Annotated in this window: 15 protein-coding genes; 5 read left to right on the forward strand and 10 right to left on the reverse strand. The window is 69.4% G+C overall.

What is annotated here, in order from left to right:
* Nucleotides 1-10: 10 nt before the first annotated feature.
* Both eutC and ABTX24_RS14095 read right to left on the reverse strand, forming a co-directional pair.
* Entirely contained in the window at nt 11-769 is a 759-nt protein-coding gene (gene eutC, locus ABTX24_RS14090; protein WP_350840409.1) for an ethanolamine ammonia-lyase subunit EutC, read from the reverse strand.
* The gene (locus tag ABTX24_RS14095; RefSeq protein ID WP_160022699.1) at nt 766-2,166 is read right to left on the reverse strand and encodes an ethanolamine ammonia-lyase subunit EutB; all 1,401 of its coding nucleotides are present in this window, start codon (nt 2,164-2,166) and stop codon (nt 766-768) included. Before ABTX24_RS14095 ends, eutC begins: the two co-directional genes overlap by 4 nt.
* A 216-nt stretch (nt 2,167-2,382) precedes the next feature.
* Between ABTX24_RS14095 and ABTX24_RS14100 the strand changes: the two genes are divergently transcribed.
* Nucleotides 2,383-4,173 carry a BCCT family transporter gene (locus tag ABTX24_RS14100; RefSeq protein ID WP_350840411.1) on the forward strand — a complete coding sequence of 597 codons (1,791 nt, stop codon included), beginning with the start codon at nt 2,383-2,385 and terminating at the stop codon, nt 4,171-4,173.
* Nucleotides 4,174-4,219: 46 nt separating this feature from the next.
* Here ABTX24_RS14100 and ABTX24_RS14105 read toward each other — a convergent pair whose 3' ends face one another.
* The 5 genes from ABTX24_RS14105 to ABTX24_RS14125 form a co-directional block, all read right to left on the reverse strand.
* Nucleotides 4,220-4,888, reverse strand: coding sequence for a nitroreductase family protein (locus ABTX24_RS14105; RefSeq protein ID WP_350840413.1), 669 nt, complete (start codon nt 4,886-4,888; stop codon nt 4,220-4,222).
* Nucleotides 4,889-4,906: 18 nt separating this feature from the next.
* Nucleotides 4,907-5,668: a sulfite exporter TauE/SafE family protein gene (locus ABTX24_RS14110; protein WP_350840415.1), complete on the reverse strand. Its 762-nt coding sequence runs from the start codon at nt 5,666-5,668 to the stop codon at nt 4,907-4,909.
* Nucleotides 5,669-6,757 carry an SPFH domain-containing protein gene (locus ABTX24_RS14115; RefSeq protein ID WP_160022691.1) on the reverse strand — a complete coding sequence of 363 codons (1,089 nt, stop codon included), beginning with the start codon at nt 6,755-6,757 and terminating at the stop codon, nt 5,669-5,671.
* A gap of 47 nt (nt 6,758-6,804) precedes the next feature.
* Nucleotides 6,805-7,266: an NfeD family protein gene (locus ABTX24_RS14120; RefSeq protein WP_350840417.1), complete on the reverse strand. Its 462-nt coding sequence runs from the start codon at nt 7,264-7,266 to the stop codon at nt 6,805-6,807.
* A gap of 69 nt (nt 7,267-7,335) precedes the next feature.
* Entirely contained in the window at nt 7,336-8,133 is a 798-nt protein-coding gene (locus ABTX24_RS14125) for an ABC transporter ATP-binding protein (protein ID WP_160022687.1), read from the reverse strand.
* Nucleotides 8,134-8,186: 53 nt separating this feature from the next.
* Between ABTX24_RS14125 and ABTX24_RS14130 the strand changes: the two genes are divergently transcribed.
* Nucleotides 8,187-8,969 carry an Rv1486c family protein gene (locus ABTX24_RS14130; protein WP_350840419.1) on the forward strand — a complete coding sequence of 261 codons (783 nt, stop codon included), beginning with the start codon at nt 8,187-8,189 and terminating at the stop codon, nt 8,967-8,969.
* A 34-nt stretch (nt 8,970-9,003) separates the two neighbouring features.
* On the forward strand, nt 9,004-10,248 hold the full coding sequence (gene serB / locus ABTX24_RS14135) for a phosphoserine phosphatase SerB (protein ID WP_160022683.1): 1,245 nt from the start codon (nt 9,004-9,006) through the stop codon (nt 10,246-10,248).
* 80 nt (nt 10,249-10,328) lie between these two features.
* Here the strand turns inward: serB and ABTX24_RS14140 are convergent, their stop codons facing one another.
* Genes ABTX24_RS14140 through fabG form a run of 3 tightly spaced genes read right to left on the reverse strand, consistent with a single transcriptional unit; the run spans nt 10,329 to nt 12,354 of the window.
* Complete coding sequence (locus ABTX24_RS14140) at nt 10,329-10,835, reverse strand: SixA phosphatase family protein (protein WP_350840421.1); 507 nt, start codon at nt 10,833-10,835, stop codon at nt 10,329-10,331.
* A gap of 17 nt (nt 10,836-10,852) precedes the next feature.
* Nucleotides 10,853-11,626 carry an enoyl-ACP reductase FabI gene (gene fabI, locus ABTX24_RS14145; RefSeq protein WP_350840423.1) on the reverse strand — a complete coding sequence of 258 codons (774 nt, stop codon included), beginning with the start codon at nt 11,624-11,626 and terminating at the stop codon, nt 10,853-10,855.
* A gap of 2 nt (nt 11,627-11,628) precedes the next feature.
* Nucleotides 11,629-12,354, reverse strand: coding sequence for a 3-oxoacyl-ACP reductase FabG (fabG, locus tag ABTX24_RS14150; RefSeq protein ID WP_350840425.1), 726 nt, complete (start codon nt 12,352-12,354; stop codon nt 11,629-11,631).
* Between the two features lie 140 nt (nt 12,355-12,494).
* Here fabG and ABTX24_RS14155 point away from each other — a divergent pair, with 140 nt between their 5' ends.
* Entirely contained in the window at nt 12,495-12,818 is a 324-nt protein-coding gene (locus ABTX24_RS14155) for a DUF3099 domain-containing protein (protein ID WP_160022677.1), read from the forward strand.
* Nucleotides 12,818-13,012, forward strand: a complete 195-nt coding sequence (locus ABTX24_RS14160) for an acetone carboxylase (protein ID WP_091041080.1) — start codon at nt 12,818-12,820, stop codon at nt 13,010-13,012. Before ABTX24_RS14155 ends, ABTX24_RS14160 begins: the two co-directional genes overlap by 1 nt.
* Nucleotides 13,013-13,014 lie beyond the last annotated feature (2 nt).

The following is a 13,014-nucleotide window of genomic DNA, read 5'->3' on the forward strand; positions in this document are numbered from 1 at the left end:
GTGTCTGAGGCTAGAAACGGTCCGTGGCGGTCGTGGTCGCGCCAGGTAACGGCGCTGTGAAAGATCCGTCCTTGAGCGCCACCCCGGTCGCGCCGAGCGCCCGGGCCCCGGAGACCAGGCTCGCGATGGTGCGCGCCGCGGTCGCATGGTCCAGGCCGTGGGGTGGACGGATGTTGGAGACGCAGTTGCGGGCCGAGTCGAGGACGCCCGGCCGTGGGTCCCAGGTGAGGTAGGCGCCCAGCGAGTCGCTGGACGAGAGCCCCGGCCGCTCGCCGATCAGCACCAGGACCAGCCGCGCGCCCAGTGCCCGGCCGATGTGGTCCCCCAGCGCCACCCGGGCCTGGGTCGCGACCACCGGCGCGGCGAGGGTCGTGGCGCTGTCGAGGAGCGGGACCAGGTGCTCCAGGAGCGGCACCGCGTGCTTCGCCACCGCCTCGGCGGAGAGGCCGTCGGCGACGACGACCGCCATCTCGGCTCCACCCGGACCGACCTCCAGGTCGGTTCCGGGCACCCGGCCGAGGTCCGGCCGGGTCAGGTAGGTGGCCCGGTCCGGTGCCGCGGAGGCGACGACCGTCGGCGTACCCAGTCCCAGGGTGTCGAGCGCCTCGACCAGCGCCTCGACGTCGAGCGGGAGATGGACCGCGTCGCGAGCCGCGGCATGGGCGGCGCCGAAGGAGAGGACCTCGGCGGTCGGGACCGAGTTGCCGGCCCGGCCGAGGCCGATCCGCGCCGGCGTGGCCCTGCGCAACGGCTCCCAGAACGCGCTCATCCTGCCAGCTCCTTCAGCATCGTGGACGACGGGTCGATGTCGCGTACGGAGCCGTCCGGGTCGAGCAGGCCGGCCGAGGCCAGCCACTCCTCGAGCTCCGGCGCGGGGCGTTTGCCGAGGACCTGGCGAGCGTAGAGGGCGTCGTGGAAGGAGGTCGACTGGTAGCCGAGCATGACGTCGTCGGCGCCCGGGACAGCCATGACGTACGTGCACCCGGCGACGCCGAGCAGGGTGAGCAGGTTGTCCATGTCGTCGGAGTCGGCCTCGGCATGGTTGGTGTAGCAGACGTCGACGCCCATCGGCACACCCAGCACCTTGCCGCAGAAGTGGTCCTCGAGCCCGGCGCGGATGATCTGCTTGCCGTCGTAGAGGTACTCGGGGCCGATGAAGCCGACCACCGTGTTGACCAGGAACGGCTTGAACGCCCGCGCCACCCCGTACGCCCTGGCCTCCAGGGTCTGCTGGTCGACCGGTCTGCCGCCGCTGCCGAGGTGGGCACCGGTGGAGAGTGCCGAGCCCTGGCCGGTCTCGAAGTACATCACCTCGGTCCCCACGGTGCCGCGCGCCAGCGACCGGGCCGCCTCGTCGGCCTCCGCGAGCATCGCCAGGGTCACCCCGAAGCCCTCGTTGGCACCCTGGGTGCCGCCGATCGACTGGAACGGCAGGTCGACCGGCAGCCCCGCCTCGATCAGGTCGATCGTGGTGGTGACGTGGGTCAGGACGCAGCTCTGCGTCGGGATCTCGTAGCGAAGGCGTACGTCATCGACGAGCCGAAGCAGGTCGGCGACCGTACGCGGGTTGTCGGAGGCCGGGTTGATACCGATCAGCGCGTCCCCGGATCCCAGGAGCAGCCCGTCCAGGATCGAGGCCGCGATGGCCCCCGGATCGTCTGTCGGGTGGTTGGGCTGCAGCCGGGTCGCCAGACGTCCCCGCAGGCCCATCGTCGTACGGAAGCCGGTGACCACCTCGGTAGCCGCCGCCACCGCGATCAGGTCCTGGTTGCGCATGATCTTGGAGACCGCCGCGACCATCTCGGGGGTCAGCCCCGGCGCGACGGCGGTCAGCGCGGCCGTGTCACGCCGCGCGGCGGCGCCGAGGAGCCACTCCCGAAGGGCACCCACGGTCAAGCCGCTGACCTGCGCGAACGCGTCCTCGTCGTGGGTCTCCAGGATCAGCCGAGTGACGTCGTCCGACTCGGCCGGCACCACCTGCTCCTCGAGGAAGGTGGTCAGCGGAAGGTCGGCGAGCACCATCCGCGCCGCGACCCGCTCGGTGTCGGACCGTGCGGCGCATCCGGCCAGGACGTCGCCGGAGCGCAGCGGCGTCGCCCGCGCCAGCACCTCCACCAGACCGTCGAACTCGAAGCCGTGCCCGTGGAGACTCTGCCGGTAGCGCATGAGATCAACGGTAGAGCCGCAATATTTCCACGGTGTGAGGCTCAGGCACCAGTGCAGCACGTCGGACCACGGCGCGAGAACAACACGCGAACCCACTCGACACAGTCGATCCAGAAGTCGCTTTCAATCGACAGCCGCGCCACCCCGGTGAACAGAAGGCAAAGACAGTGCGCGTTAGGGTGCTGTGGTCCCGAACCCAACCGGAAGGACAACAGTGTGACTTCTGAGAAGAAGACAGACAGTCCGAAAAATTCCGACCATCACAACCCCTCTGGTCTCATCAAATCCCCCACGGGCGAAGTCGTTCCCCACCCCGCGCTGGACCTGCCGATCTCGAGCGAACAGGAACAACGCAAGGGAATCGACTGGGTCGTCTTTGGCATCGCCGCGGCCATCGCGATCGCGTTCATGGCCTGGGGCTTCATCAACACCGACGGCATGGGCAAGGTCGCCGGCGACGCCCTCGCCTGGGTGCTGGACAAGGCCGGCTGGGTCTTCGTCCTGACCGCCAGCGGCTTCGTCATCTACATCATCTGGCTCGCCGTCAGTAAGTACGGCAACATCCCCTTGGGCCGTGACGACGAGAAGCCGGAGTTCAAGACGGCTTCCTGGATCGCGATGATGTTCAGCGCCGGAATGGGCATCGGTCTGATGTTCTACGGCGTCAGCGAGCCGATCTCGCACTTCGTCACCCCGCCGCCGGGCACCGGCGAGGCGGGCAACCCCGAGGCCATCCAGCACGCGATGGCGACCACGATGTTCCACTGGACGCTGCACCCGTGGGCGATCTACGCGGTCGTGGGTCTGGCGATCGGCTACGGCGCCTACCGCAAGGGCCGCGTCAGCCTGATCTCCTCGGCCTTCACGCCGCTGCTCGGAAAGAAGACCGTCGAGGGTCCGGCAGGCAAGGCGATCGACATCTTCGCGATCTTCGCGACCCTGTTCGGCTCCGCCACCTCGCTCGGCACGGGCGCGATCCAGATCGAGAGCGGCCTGCAGATCGTGGCCGGGCTCGGCGAGGTCGGCAACAACGTCCTCATCGGGATCATCGCGATCCTGACGGTCTGCTTCGTGATCTCGGCGGTCTCGGGTGTGGCCAAGGGCATCCAGTGGCTCTCCAACATCAACATGGTGCTGGCCCTGCTCCTGGCGCTGTTCCTGTTCGTGGTCGGCCCGACGGTCTTCATCCTCGACCTGATCCCGACCTCGCTCGGCACCTACATCGGCGACCTCGCCCAGATGTCGGCCCGCACCGGCGTCGGCGGCGAGGAGACCTCCGCCTGGCTCGGTTCCTGGACCGTCTTCTACTGGGCCTGGTGGATCTCCTGGACGCCGTTCGTCGGCATGTTCATCGCGCGGATCTCGCGTGGGCGCACCATCCGGCAGTTCGTCGCCGGCGTGCTCCTCGTCCCGAGCGCCGTCAGCGTGATCTGGTTCTGCATCATGGGTGGCACCGCCATCGACCTGCAGCGTGACGGCACCGTCGACATCGCCGGTCTCGGCGGGGTCGAGTCGCAGCTGTTCACCACGCTCGACCAGTTCCCGCTGGCCACGGCGATGAGCATCCTGGTCATGGTGCTGGTGGCGATCTTCTTCGTCTCCGGAGCCGACGCGGCCTCGATCGTGATGGGCACGCTCTCCGAGCGTGGCGCCGAGGAGCCGAGCCGGCCGACGGTGGTCTTCTGGGGTGTCGCGACCGGTGTCGTGGCCATCCTGGGCCTGATCGCCGGTGGTGCGGATGCGTTGTCAGGTCTGCAGACGATCACGATCGTGGCGGCACTTCCGTTCGTGGTGATCATGGTCGGGCTGGCGGTCTCGCTGCAGCGCGACCTGGCCCATGACCCGCTGATCGTGCGTGGTCAGTACGCCGCGGAGGCGGTCGAGCAGGCCGTCATCACCGGCGTCACCGAGCATGGTGACGACTTCGCGCTCGCGGTCGTCGAGGACGACCACAGCAACAACGGCGCCACGCCGGCACCGGCCGCCGTGACCGACGACAAGGCCTGATCCTCGCGGTCTGAGCCTGATGGCGGGGTCCTTCGGGACCCCGCCATCAGTCGTTCGTGAGGGGCGTTCCGGCGTACGTCTCCCGGGTGACGAACTCCTCGACCTGATGCCGCCGCAGCCTGGTGAGCTGCTTGACCGGCTTGCCCAGCGGGACGACCGCGGCGACGGCGTATCCCTCAGGAGCGCCGAGCAATTCGAGCACCGCCGGCTCCTCGGCGACCACCATCGTGGTGATCACCCCGCCGAAGCCCTCGTTACGCGCCGCGAGGAGGGTGTTCCACACCAGCGGATAGACCGAGGCGCCGGAGATGACACCCACCCGGTCCAGCTCGGAGTCGAGGGAGGCGACCGCGCCGAGGTCGACGAGGAAGACGAGCACCACCGGAGCCGTACGCAGCGGCTCGGTCATCACATGCGGGACCCGGGTCGCGGCGATCTGCTCGTCGGTCACCGCCGTCGGGTGCACCGTGTTCCACGGCATCTCCCCCGCCTTCTGCTGCGCCATGTACCTGCGGGCGCCCGTCGCGGTCAGCTCGACCAGACGCTCACGGGTCTCCTGCCTGCGTACGACCACGACGTGGCCGCCCTGCCGGTTGCCGCCGGAGGGGGCGAACCGGGCGTTGTCGAGGATCCGGGCGAGGATCTCGTCGGGTAGCGGGTCGTCGGTGAAGTCGCGTACGGCATGGGTGGTCCGCATCGCCTCGTAGAGCTCCATGGCTCCATCCCAGCAGACTCAGCCCAGCAGGAAGGCGACCAGTGCGGTGATGCCGACCACGACGATCACACCGCGGAGCACGTTGGGCGGCAGCCGGCGGCCGATCCTGGCACCCAGGAGACCACCGATCGTCGCGCCGACGGCGATCAGGACCGCGATCGTCCAGTCGACGTCGGCCACGAGGGCGAAGATGAGCCCGGAGATGCCGTTGGTGATGGCGACCAGCACGTTCTTGAGCCCGTTGAGACGCTGCAGCGACTCGGCGACCCCGATGCCGATGATCGCGATCATCAGCACACCCTGAGCGGCCCCGAAGTAGCCGCCGTAGACGCCGAGCATCGCGATCGCCGGCCAGACCCACCAACGTTCGCTGCCATCATCGGGAAGGTCGCCGTGCCGTCTGGCGACCCACCGGGAGATGCGCGGGCCGGTGATCACCAGGACCACACCGAGCCCGATCAGCACGGGGACGATCGCCTCGAACGCACCCGGCGGCAGCACCAGCAGCAGGATCCCGCCGACCGCGCCGCCGATGAGTGCCGCAGCCCCCAGCCGCAGGATCCGGCGGCGCTGCCCGGCGAGCTCGCGACGGTAGCCCCAGGCGCCGGCCAGCGAGCCCGGCACCAGGCCGATCGTGTTGGACACGTTGGCGACGACCGGAGGTACGCCGAAGGCCAGCAGCGTCGGGAACGTGATCAGCGTCCCGGAGCCGACGGCAGCATTGATGGTGCCCGCCCCCACCCCGGCGAGCAGGATGAGGGCGGACTGAAGTGGATCCACTTAGACGGTCGGCTCTGCAGGAGGCTGCGGAGCCTGAGGCCGGTTGGGCGCCTCGGCCTGCTTGGCCTCGGCGAGAGCCTCCTCGACGGCCGCGGCCGCGGAGGACTGCTCACGGTCGAGCTTCGGCTCGGCCGAACCCATGTCGACGCGCTTGACCGGGCCCTCGACCTCGTCCGGGATGCCCTTGAGACTGTTCATCGTCGAGCCGAGGCCTTCGAGCGCAGCGCCGATCTCGCTCGGGATGATCCACACCTTGTTGGCGTCGCCCTCGGCGATCTTCGGCATCATCTGGAGGTACTGGTAGGCCAGCAGCGACTGGTCGGGGCGGCCGTCGTGGATCGCCTGGAAGACCGTCTGGATGGCCTGGCCCTCACCCTGGGCGCGCAGGATCGCGGCCTCACGGTCGGCCTGCGCCGCGAGGATCTGCGACTCGCGCTGACCCTCAGCGTTCAGGATTGCGGACTGCTTGTTTCCCTCCGCCGAGAGGATCGCGGACTGACGCTGACCCTCGGCGGTGAGGATCGCGGCGCGCTTGTCACGGTCGGCGCGCATCTGCTTCTCCATCGCGTCCTTGATGGACATGGGCGGGTCGATCGACTTGATCTCGACGCGCTTGACCTTGATGCCCCAGCGGCCGGTGGCCTCGTCCAGGACGATCGAGAGACCGGAGTTGATCTGCTCGCGGCTGGTCAGCGTCTCCTCCAGGGTCATGCCACCGACGATGTTGCGCAGGGTGGTCATGGTGAGCTGCTCGACGGCCTGGATGTAGTTGGCGATCTCGTACGTCGCCGCCACCGGGTCGTTGACCTGGAAGTAGATGACCGTGTCGATCGAGACGGTCAGGTTGTCCTCCGTGATCACCGGCTGCGGTGCGAACGCGACGACCTGCTCACGCATGTCGATCATGTAGCGCACCTTGTCGACGAACGGGATCACCGCGTTCAGGCCGGGGTCACGCTTCGACTGGAACTTGCCGAAGCGCTCCACGATGCCGACCCGCGCCTGCGGGATGATCTTGATCGTCTTGGCCAGCGTGGTGATCACCAGCACCGCCAAGATGACCAGAAGGGCCAGGATGATGCCACCCATTGCCAATCAGTCCTTGTCTATTCGTGTTGCGTCAGGTTGCCCGGAAACTACGGAGTCCCGAGCTCCGGAAGAGGATGGACGTACGCCGTCGCTCCTCTGATCTCGAGCACCTCGACCGGCGTGCCGGCCGCGATCACGAGCGTCTCGTCATAGGGCTGAGCGGTCCAGAGCTCGCCCGCGAGCTTGAGCTGCCCCGGCTTGTGGGCACTGATCTCGACGGGCGAGATGGCCTGGACCCCGATCAGCTTCTGCGCGCCGATCTGGATCTCCGGGCCGTTGTGGAGCCGCCTGGCCAACCCCGGGCGTACGACCGCGAGCATGGAGACCGAGACCGCCAGCGCGACGATCGCCTGGATCACGAAGCTGTCGGTGAACGCGCCGGTCAACGCGCCCGCGAAGGCGCCGGTGGCGAGCATCAGCAGGATCAGGTCGAGGCTGAAGAGCTCTCCGACGACGAGCAGCGCTCCGAGTGCTGTCCAGATCGCCCAGTCCCAGTCCTGCCAGTCCATGGGCGTCACCCTATCCAGACGGGCCACGCGTTGTGGGGAGGTTCGGGTACCGACTTCTTAACGTTAGGCCTACCGGGTGTGGCGGGCGCGACGCTTCGCCCAGAAACGGCCATCGCTCGCCTCGAGCTCGAGCGGCATACCGAAGGTCTTGGAGAGATTGGCCGAGGTCAGCGTGTCCTCGATGAGCCCCTGGGCGGTGATCCGGCCGGAGCGCATCATCAGGACATGGCTGAAGCCGGGCGGGATCTCCTCGACGTGGTGGGAGACGAGCACGGTCGCCGGGCTGTCGGGGTCGTAGGCGAGCGTCGACAGCGTCGAGACCAGGTCCTCCCGGCCGCCCAGGTCCAGCCCGGCGGCGGGCTCGTCCAGGAGCAGCATCTCCGGGTCGACCATCAGCGCACGGGCCAGCTGGACGCGCTTGCGCTCGCCCTCGGACAGGGTGCCGAACTTCCGCTCGCCGAGGTGCTTGATGCCGACCTCGATCAGCAGCGCCTGGGCACGGTCGTGGTCGAGGTCGTCGTAGTGCTCGCGCCAGCGCCCGACCACGCCGTAGGAGGCGCTCACCACGACATCGCGGACGAGCTCGTGGCGCGGGATCCGGTCGGCCAGCGCGGCGGAGGTGAGGCCGATGCGCGGGCGCAGCTCGAAGACGTCGATGCGGCCGATCTGCTCGCCGAGGATCTTCACGACCCCCGACGTCGGGTGGAGCTGGGCCGCCGCGGCCTGGAGCAGCGTGGTCTTGCCGGCGCCGTTGTGGCCCAGGATCACCCAGCGTTCATCCTCTTCGACCACCCAGCTCACAGAGTCGAGAAGGGCGTTGCCCCCACGGCGTACGGTGACGTCGGTGAACTCCAGCACGGCTGCCATGGCGGCAAATCTATCGGCAGGGGTTGCCCGGCTCGGGGTTAGGGTAGGCGGCTGTGAGTGTCGACGATGCGGAGCTGAATTCAGGGTCGCTGGAGACCACCCCTGAGGCGCTGCGCCTGGCCTGGTGGGTGACGGCGTGGCTGCGCGGTGAGGCAGTCACCGACCTGGTGCTCGATGCGGTGATCGGGCCCGACGCGACCCATACCGTCAGCGGGCTGGCCGCGCTCGGGCTCGGTGGCACCGAGGGGGTCGCGGACGCCTTCGTCAGCGGGATGGGACGGCTGCGTACGGAGGGGGCGACCAGTGTCGGGGTCGCTTTCCCCGCCGAGGGCGACCCGGTCGGGCTGGGCGGACCCCGGGCCTTCAACACGGCTGCGATGGAGGCCGGCGAGGCCGTGGTGAGCGACGCCGGGATCGGGCTCGTGCCGGTCCGGGTCGGCGCGGTCGTCGAGTGGCAGGCGTACCCGGCCCAGCGGCGTCAGCTCCCCGACGTCGGCGAGGCCGACCGGGCCCTCCGGCTCGCGCTGACCGAGTCGGCGACGGCGCTCGCCGAGCTCGACGTCGCGCGGTGGCGGCCCGAGGTCGCCGACCGGCTGATGAACCTCCGCCACCGGCCTTCGCTGGCCGGGGCTCCCGGGGTGCCGCCGCGGTGCGTGGAGCTCGCCGCCCGGGGCGTACAGGCTCGGGAGATCGTCGCGGTGGCGCTCGAGGACGAGGGCGGCGCCGTGTCCGCCTCGGAGATGCTGCGGCGGCGGGAGGCCCTGGTCGGCCTCGACCGCGCCGCGCGAAGGGCGCTCACCGCGGCCGGATCGCCCGAGGTGTGGCCGCCGAACTGAGACGCGGCCGCCGGCTCCACTATCGTTTGCAGAGATGACCGAGGAATTCGACGCGCTCGAGCGCCGTCCCGACACCCTGCTGATCACCCTCGCCGGAAACGACCGTCCCGGGCTGACCTCGGCCACCCTGGCGACGCTCGCGTTGGCCGGGGTCGACGTGGTCGACCTGGAGCAGATCGTGCTGCGGGCGCGGCTCGTGCTCGGGCTCCTGGTGACCGCGCCGGCCGACGCGGCGAGCACCGACGCGCTCAAGCACGCGATCGAGGAGACCGCCCACGCTCTCGACATGACCGTCGAGATCGAGGAGGGCGTCGGCGACACCCCGCGGGAGCCTGCCGACCGCGCCCGGGTGACGGTGCTGGGACTCCCGCTGAAGGCGGCCGCGCTCGCATCGGTGACGCGGACGATCGCCTCTGCCGGCGGCAACATCGACCGGATCATCCGGCTGGCCCGCTACCCGGTCACCGCGTTCGACCTGCACGTCTCCGGCGCCTCTCCCGACGAGCTGCGGGTCACGCTGGCGGCCGAGGCCGCCGCCCAGGGCGTCGACATCGCCGTGCAGCCCGCCAACCTCGTCCGCCGCGGCATGCGCCTGATCGTCATGGACGTCGACTCGACGCTGATCGACGGCGAGGTGATCGAGATGATCGCCGCCCACGCAGGCTACGAGAAGGAGGTCGCCTCGGTCACCGAGGCGGCCATGCGCGGCGAGCTCGACTTCGAGGAGTCGCTCCGAGGCCGGGTGAAGTACCTCAAGGGCGTCCCCGCGACCGCGTTGGACGAGGTGTACGCCGGGCTGCAGCTCAACCCGGGCGCGCGGACGATGGTCCGCACCCTGCGCCGCCTCGGCTACCGCTTCGCCATCGTCTCGGGCGGGTTCTCGCAGATCACCGACCGGTTGGCGGCCGACCTCGGCATCCACTACGCCCGCGCCAACGAGCTCGAGATCGTCGACGGCGTACTCACCGGAGAGGTGGTCGGCGAGGTCGTCGACCGGGCCGGCAAGGCCCGCGCGCTCCGCGAGTTCGCCGCCGAGATCGGCATCCCCGAGGCCGCCACCGTCGCCATCGGCGACGGCGCCAACGACCTCGACATGCTCGCCGCCGCGGGCCTCGGCATCGCCTACAACGCCAAGCCGGCCGTACGTTCGGCCGCCGGGACCGCGATCAACGTCCCCTACCTCGACACGATCATGTATCTCCTCGGCATCTCCCGCGAGGAGATCGAGGCCGCCGACGCCGAGGCCGGCATCGTCACCCCCGCGCCGCCGCTCATCTGACCCGCGCCCGCCGAGTCGGCTCGTCCTGACCCGAAATCCCGCCGAGTCGGCCCGTCAAGACGGGCCGACTCGGCGGGACGTCAGGCTCGTGCGACGTGGAAGGCGGTGACGGAGGCCTCGGCCTCGTCGAGCTCGGACCAGTCGCCGTCGTAGCTGAGTACGGCCACGGCGGATGTCGGGAAGCCGAGGGCGAGCTCGTTGCCGGCCTCGTCATCGCCCTCGCCGTCGTCGAGGAGCTGCACGAGGGAGAACACGGTCGGGTTGTGACCGATCACCACGACCGTCGAGATGCCGTCATCGACGCCGCGGACGAGGTCGAGGGCGGTGGAGGTGCCGGCGGCGTACAGACCTTGGTCGTACTCCGCCAGCGTCAGGTCCCACGACGCACCGAGTGCGACGTCCTCCCAGGTCTGGGTGGCGCGGTCGGCCGCCGAGACCAGCACGTAGTCGGGGACCACGCCCTGCTCGGCCAACCACTCCCCCGCTGCGACCGCGTCGGCATGGCCGCGCTCGGTCAGCTGACGCTCGTAGTCGGTGGGTGCCGACGACTCCGCCTTGGCGTGCCGCATGATGACAAGGGTCCGCATGCGGCAACCCTATGACCTCACGCACCCAGCGAGTGATAGCCCCCGTCGACATGGATGATCTCGCCGGTGGTCGCCGGGAAGAAGTCCGAGATCAGCGCGCAGACGGCCTTCGCGGTCGGGCCCTGGTCGGTGTTGTCCCAACCCAGCGGCGCCCGGGTGCCCCAGCCCTCGTCGAGCTCCTCGAAGCCCGGGATCGCCTTGGCGGCGAGGGTCTTGAGCGGCCCCGCGGAGACGAGGTTGCAGCGGATCCCGTCAGGTCCGAGATCGCGGGCGAGGTAGCGCGAGGTCGACTCGAGCGCGGCCTTGGCGACACCCATCCAGTCGTACGCCGGCCAGGCGATCGTCGCGTCGAAGGTCAGCCCCACGATCGAGGAGCCGGGCGCCAGCAGCGGCTTGGTCGCCATCGCGAGCGACTTCAGCGAGTAGGCGCTGACCTGGACCGCCTGGGAGACGTCCTCCCAGGGGCCGTCGAGGAACTTGCCGCCCAGGAGCGTCTCGGGGTTGCCGTACGCGATCGAGTGCACGACTCCGTCGAGCCGCTCGACGCCCTCGGCCCGGAGTGCGTCGGCGAGGCCGTCGAGGTGCTCCTGGTTGGTCACGTCGAGGTCGAGGACCGGCGGCTCCTCGGGGAGCCGCTTCGCGATCCGCTTGGTGATCGACAGCGCGCGGCCGAAGTTGGAGATCAGGACGCGGGCGCCCTGCTCCTGGGCCACCTTGGCTACCGCGAAGCCGATCGAGGAGTCCATCGTGACCCCCGCGACGAGAACAGTCTTGCCGTCCAACAAACCCATGATCAGTGCCCCATTCCAAGTCCGCCGTCGACCGGGATCACGGCCCCGGTCACATAACCCGCATCAGCCAACCACGTCACGGCCGAGGCCACCTCGTCCGGTGACGCATAGCGCCCCAACGGGACCCGGTCCGTGATCGCCTTCTGCTGCTCATCGGTGAGGACCGCGGTCATCTCGGTCTCCACGAACCCCGGCGCGACCACGTTGGCGGTGATGCCCCGCGAGCCGAGCTCGCGTGCGAGCGAGCGGGCCATGCCGACCAGCCCGGCCTTGGAGGCCGCGTAGTTGACCTGGCCGGGGTTGCCCATCAGACCGACGACCGAGGAGATGAAGATGATCCGCCCACGGCGCAGCCGCAGCATGCCCTTCGAGGCACGCTTGGCGAGCCGGAAGGACGCGGTCAGGTTGGTGTCGATCACGGAGGTGAAGTCCTTCTCCGACATCCGGAGCACGAGGGTGTCCTTCGTGATCCCGGCATTGGCGACGAGGACCTCGACGGGTCCGTGGGCGGCCTCGGCCGCGGCGTACGCCTCCTCGACGGCGGTCGGATCGGTGATGTCGCACACCAGGTCCAGAGCCCCTTCGGGGGCCCCGCCCTTGCGGGAGGTCACGGCGACGTGGTCGCCGTTGGCGAGGAACGCCTCGGCGATCGCCCGGCCGATGCCACGGCTGCCGCCGGTGACGAGCACCGAGCGGGGTGGCCTTGTGGGGTTTTCACTGTCAGTCACAGGCGCGACGGTAGCGATTACTTCGGCGTACGACCAATGCCTTGGATTTGCTTGTGAGAACCCTCCAAGGTCTTTCGGAGCGCCCCTGTTGGGACCACACCATTGACCGGGTGCCATCGGTCACGACCTAGACTGGCGGTATGTCCAAGGCGCAACCGATCAGGATCACCACCGCCGGGCGTAGCCGCGCCGAGGACATCGCGATGCGCCAGAAGCGCTACGCCATCTCGATGTCGATCCGTTCGCTGTGCTTCATCGGTGCCGTGATCGCCGGTCTGGCCGGCATCGGCTGGCTGTGGCCGATCCTGATCGCGGGGGCGCTGATCCTGCCCTACGTCGCGGTCGTCATGGCCAACGCGACCAACACCAAGAGCGACGAGATGAACCTGATGGACTCGCCCTACGGCCCGCGCCAGCTCAACAGCGGGCGCGAGCAGCAGCTCCGGGAGAAGGGCGAGCTCTGATGGGCGCGCTCGACTCCGACCTGTGCTCGGCCAAGGGCTGCCAGGACCCCGGCTCGTGGGAGCTGCAGTGGAACAATCCCAAGATCCACACGGCCGATCGGCGTAAGATCTGGCTCGCGTGCGAGACGCACAAGGAGTCGCTCAGCGACTTCCTGGGAGCGCGCGGATTCCTCAAGGACGTCGTCCCTCACTAGCC

This window comes from Nocardioides sp. NPDC127514 (genome assembly GCF_040302125.1).
In the GTDB taxonomy this organism is placed as follows: domain Bacteria; phylum Actinomycetota; class Actinomycetes; order Propionibacteriales; family Nocardioidaceae; genus Nocardioides.

Coding starts and splice junctions, on each gene's coding strand:
- eutC (WP_350840409.1), bottom strand. CDS start 769: ATGAGCGCGTTCTGGGAGCCGTTGCGCAGGGCCACGCCGGCGCGGATC.
- ABTX24_RS14095 (WP_160022699.1), bottom strand. CDS start 2,166: ATGCGCTACCGGCAGAGTCTCCACGGGCACGGCTTCGAGTTCGACGGT.
- ABTX24_RS14105 (WP_350840413.1), bottom strand. CDS start 4,888: ATGGAGCTCTACGAGGCGATGCGGACCACCCATGCCGTACGCGACTTC.
- ABTX24_RS14115 (WP_160022691.1), bottom strand. CDS start 6,757: ATGGGTGGCATCATCCTGGCCCTTCTGGTCATCTTGGCGGTGCTGGTG.
- ABTX24_RS14120 (WP_350840417.1), bottom strand. CDS start 7,266: ATGGACTGGCAGGACTGGGACTGGGCGATCTGGACAGCACTCGGAGCG.
- ABTX24_RS14125 (WP_160022687.1), bottom strand. CDS start 8,133: ATGGCAGCCGTGCTGGAGTTCACCGACGTCACCGTACGCCGTGGGGGC.
- serB (WP_160022683.1), top strand. CDS start 9,004: ATGACCGAGGAATTCGACGCGCTCGAGCGCCGTCCCGACACCCTGCTG.
- ABTX24_RS14140 (WP_350840421.1), bottom strand. CDS start 10,835: ATGCGGACCCTTGTCATCATGCGGCACGCCAAGGCGGAGTCGTCGGCA.
- fabI (WP_350840423.1), bottom strand. CDS start 11,626: ATGGGTTTGTTGGACGGCAAGACTGTTCTCGTCGCGGGGGTCACGATG.
- ABTX24_RS14155 (WP_160022677.1), top strand. CDS start 12,495: ATGTCCAAGGCGCAACCGATCAGGATCACCACCGCCGGGCGTAGCCGC.
- ABTX24_RS14160 (WP_091041080.1), top strand. CDS start 12,818: ATGGGCGCGCTCGACTCCGACCTGTGCTCGGCCAAGGGCTGCCAGGAC.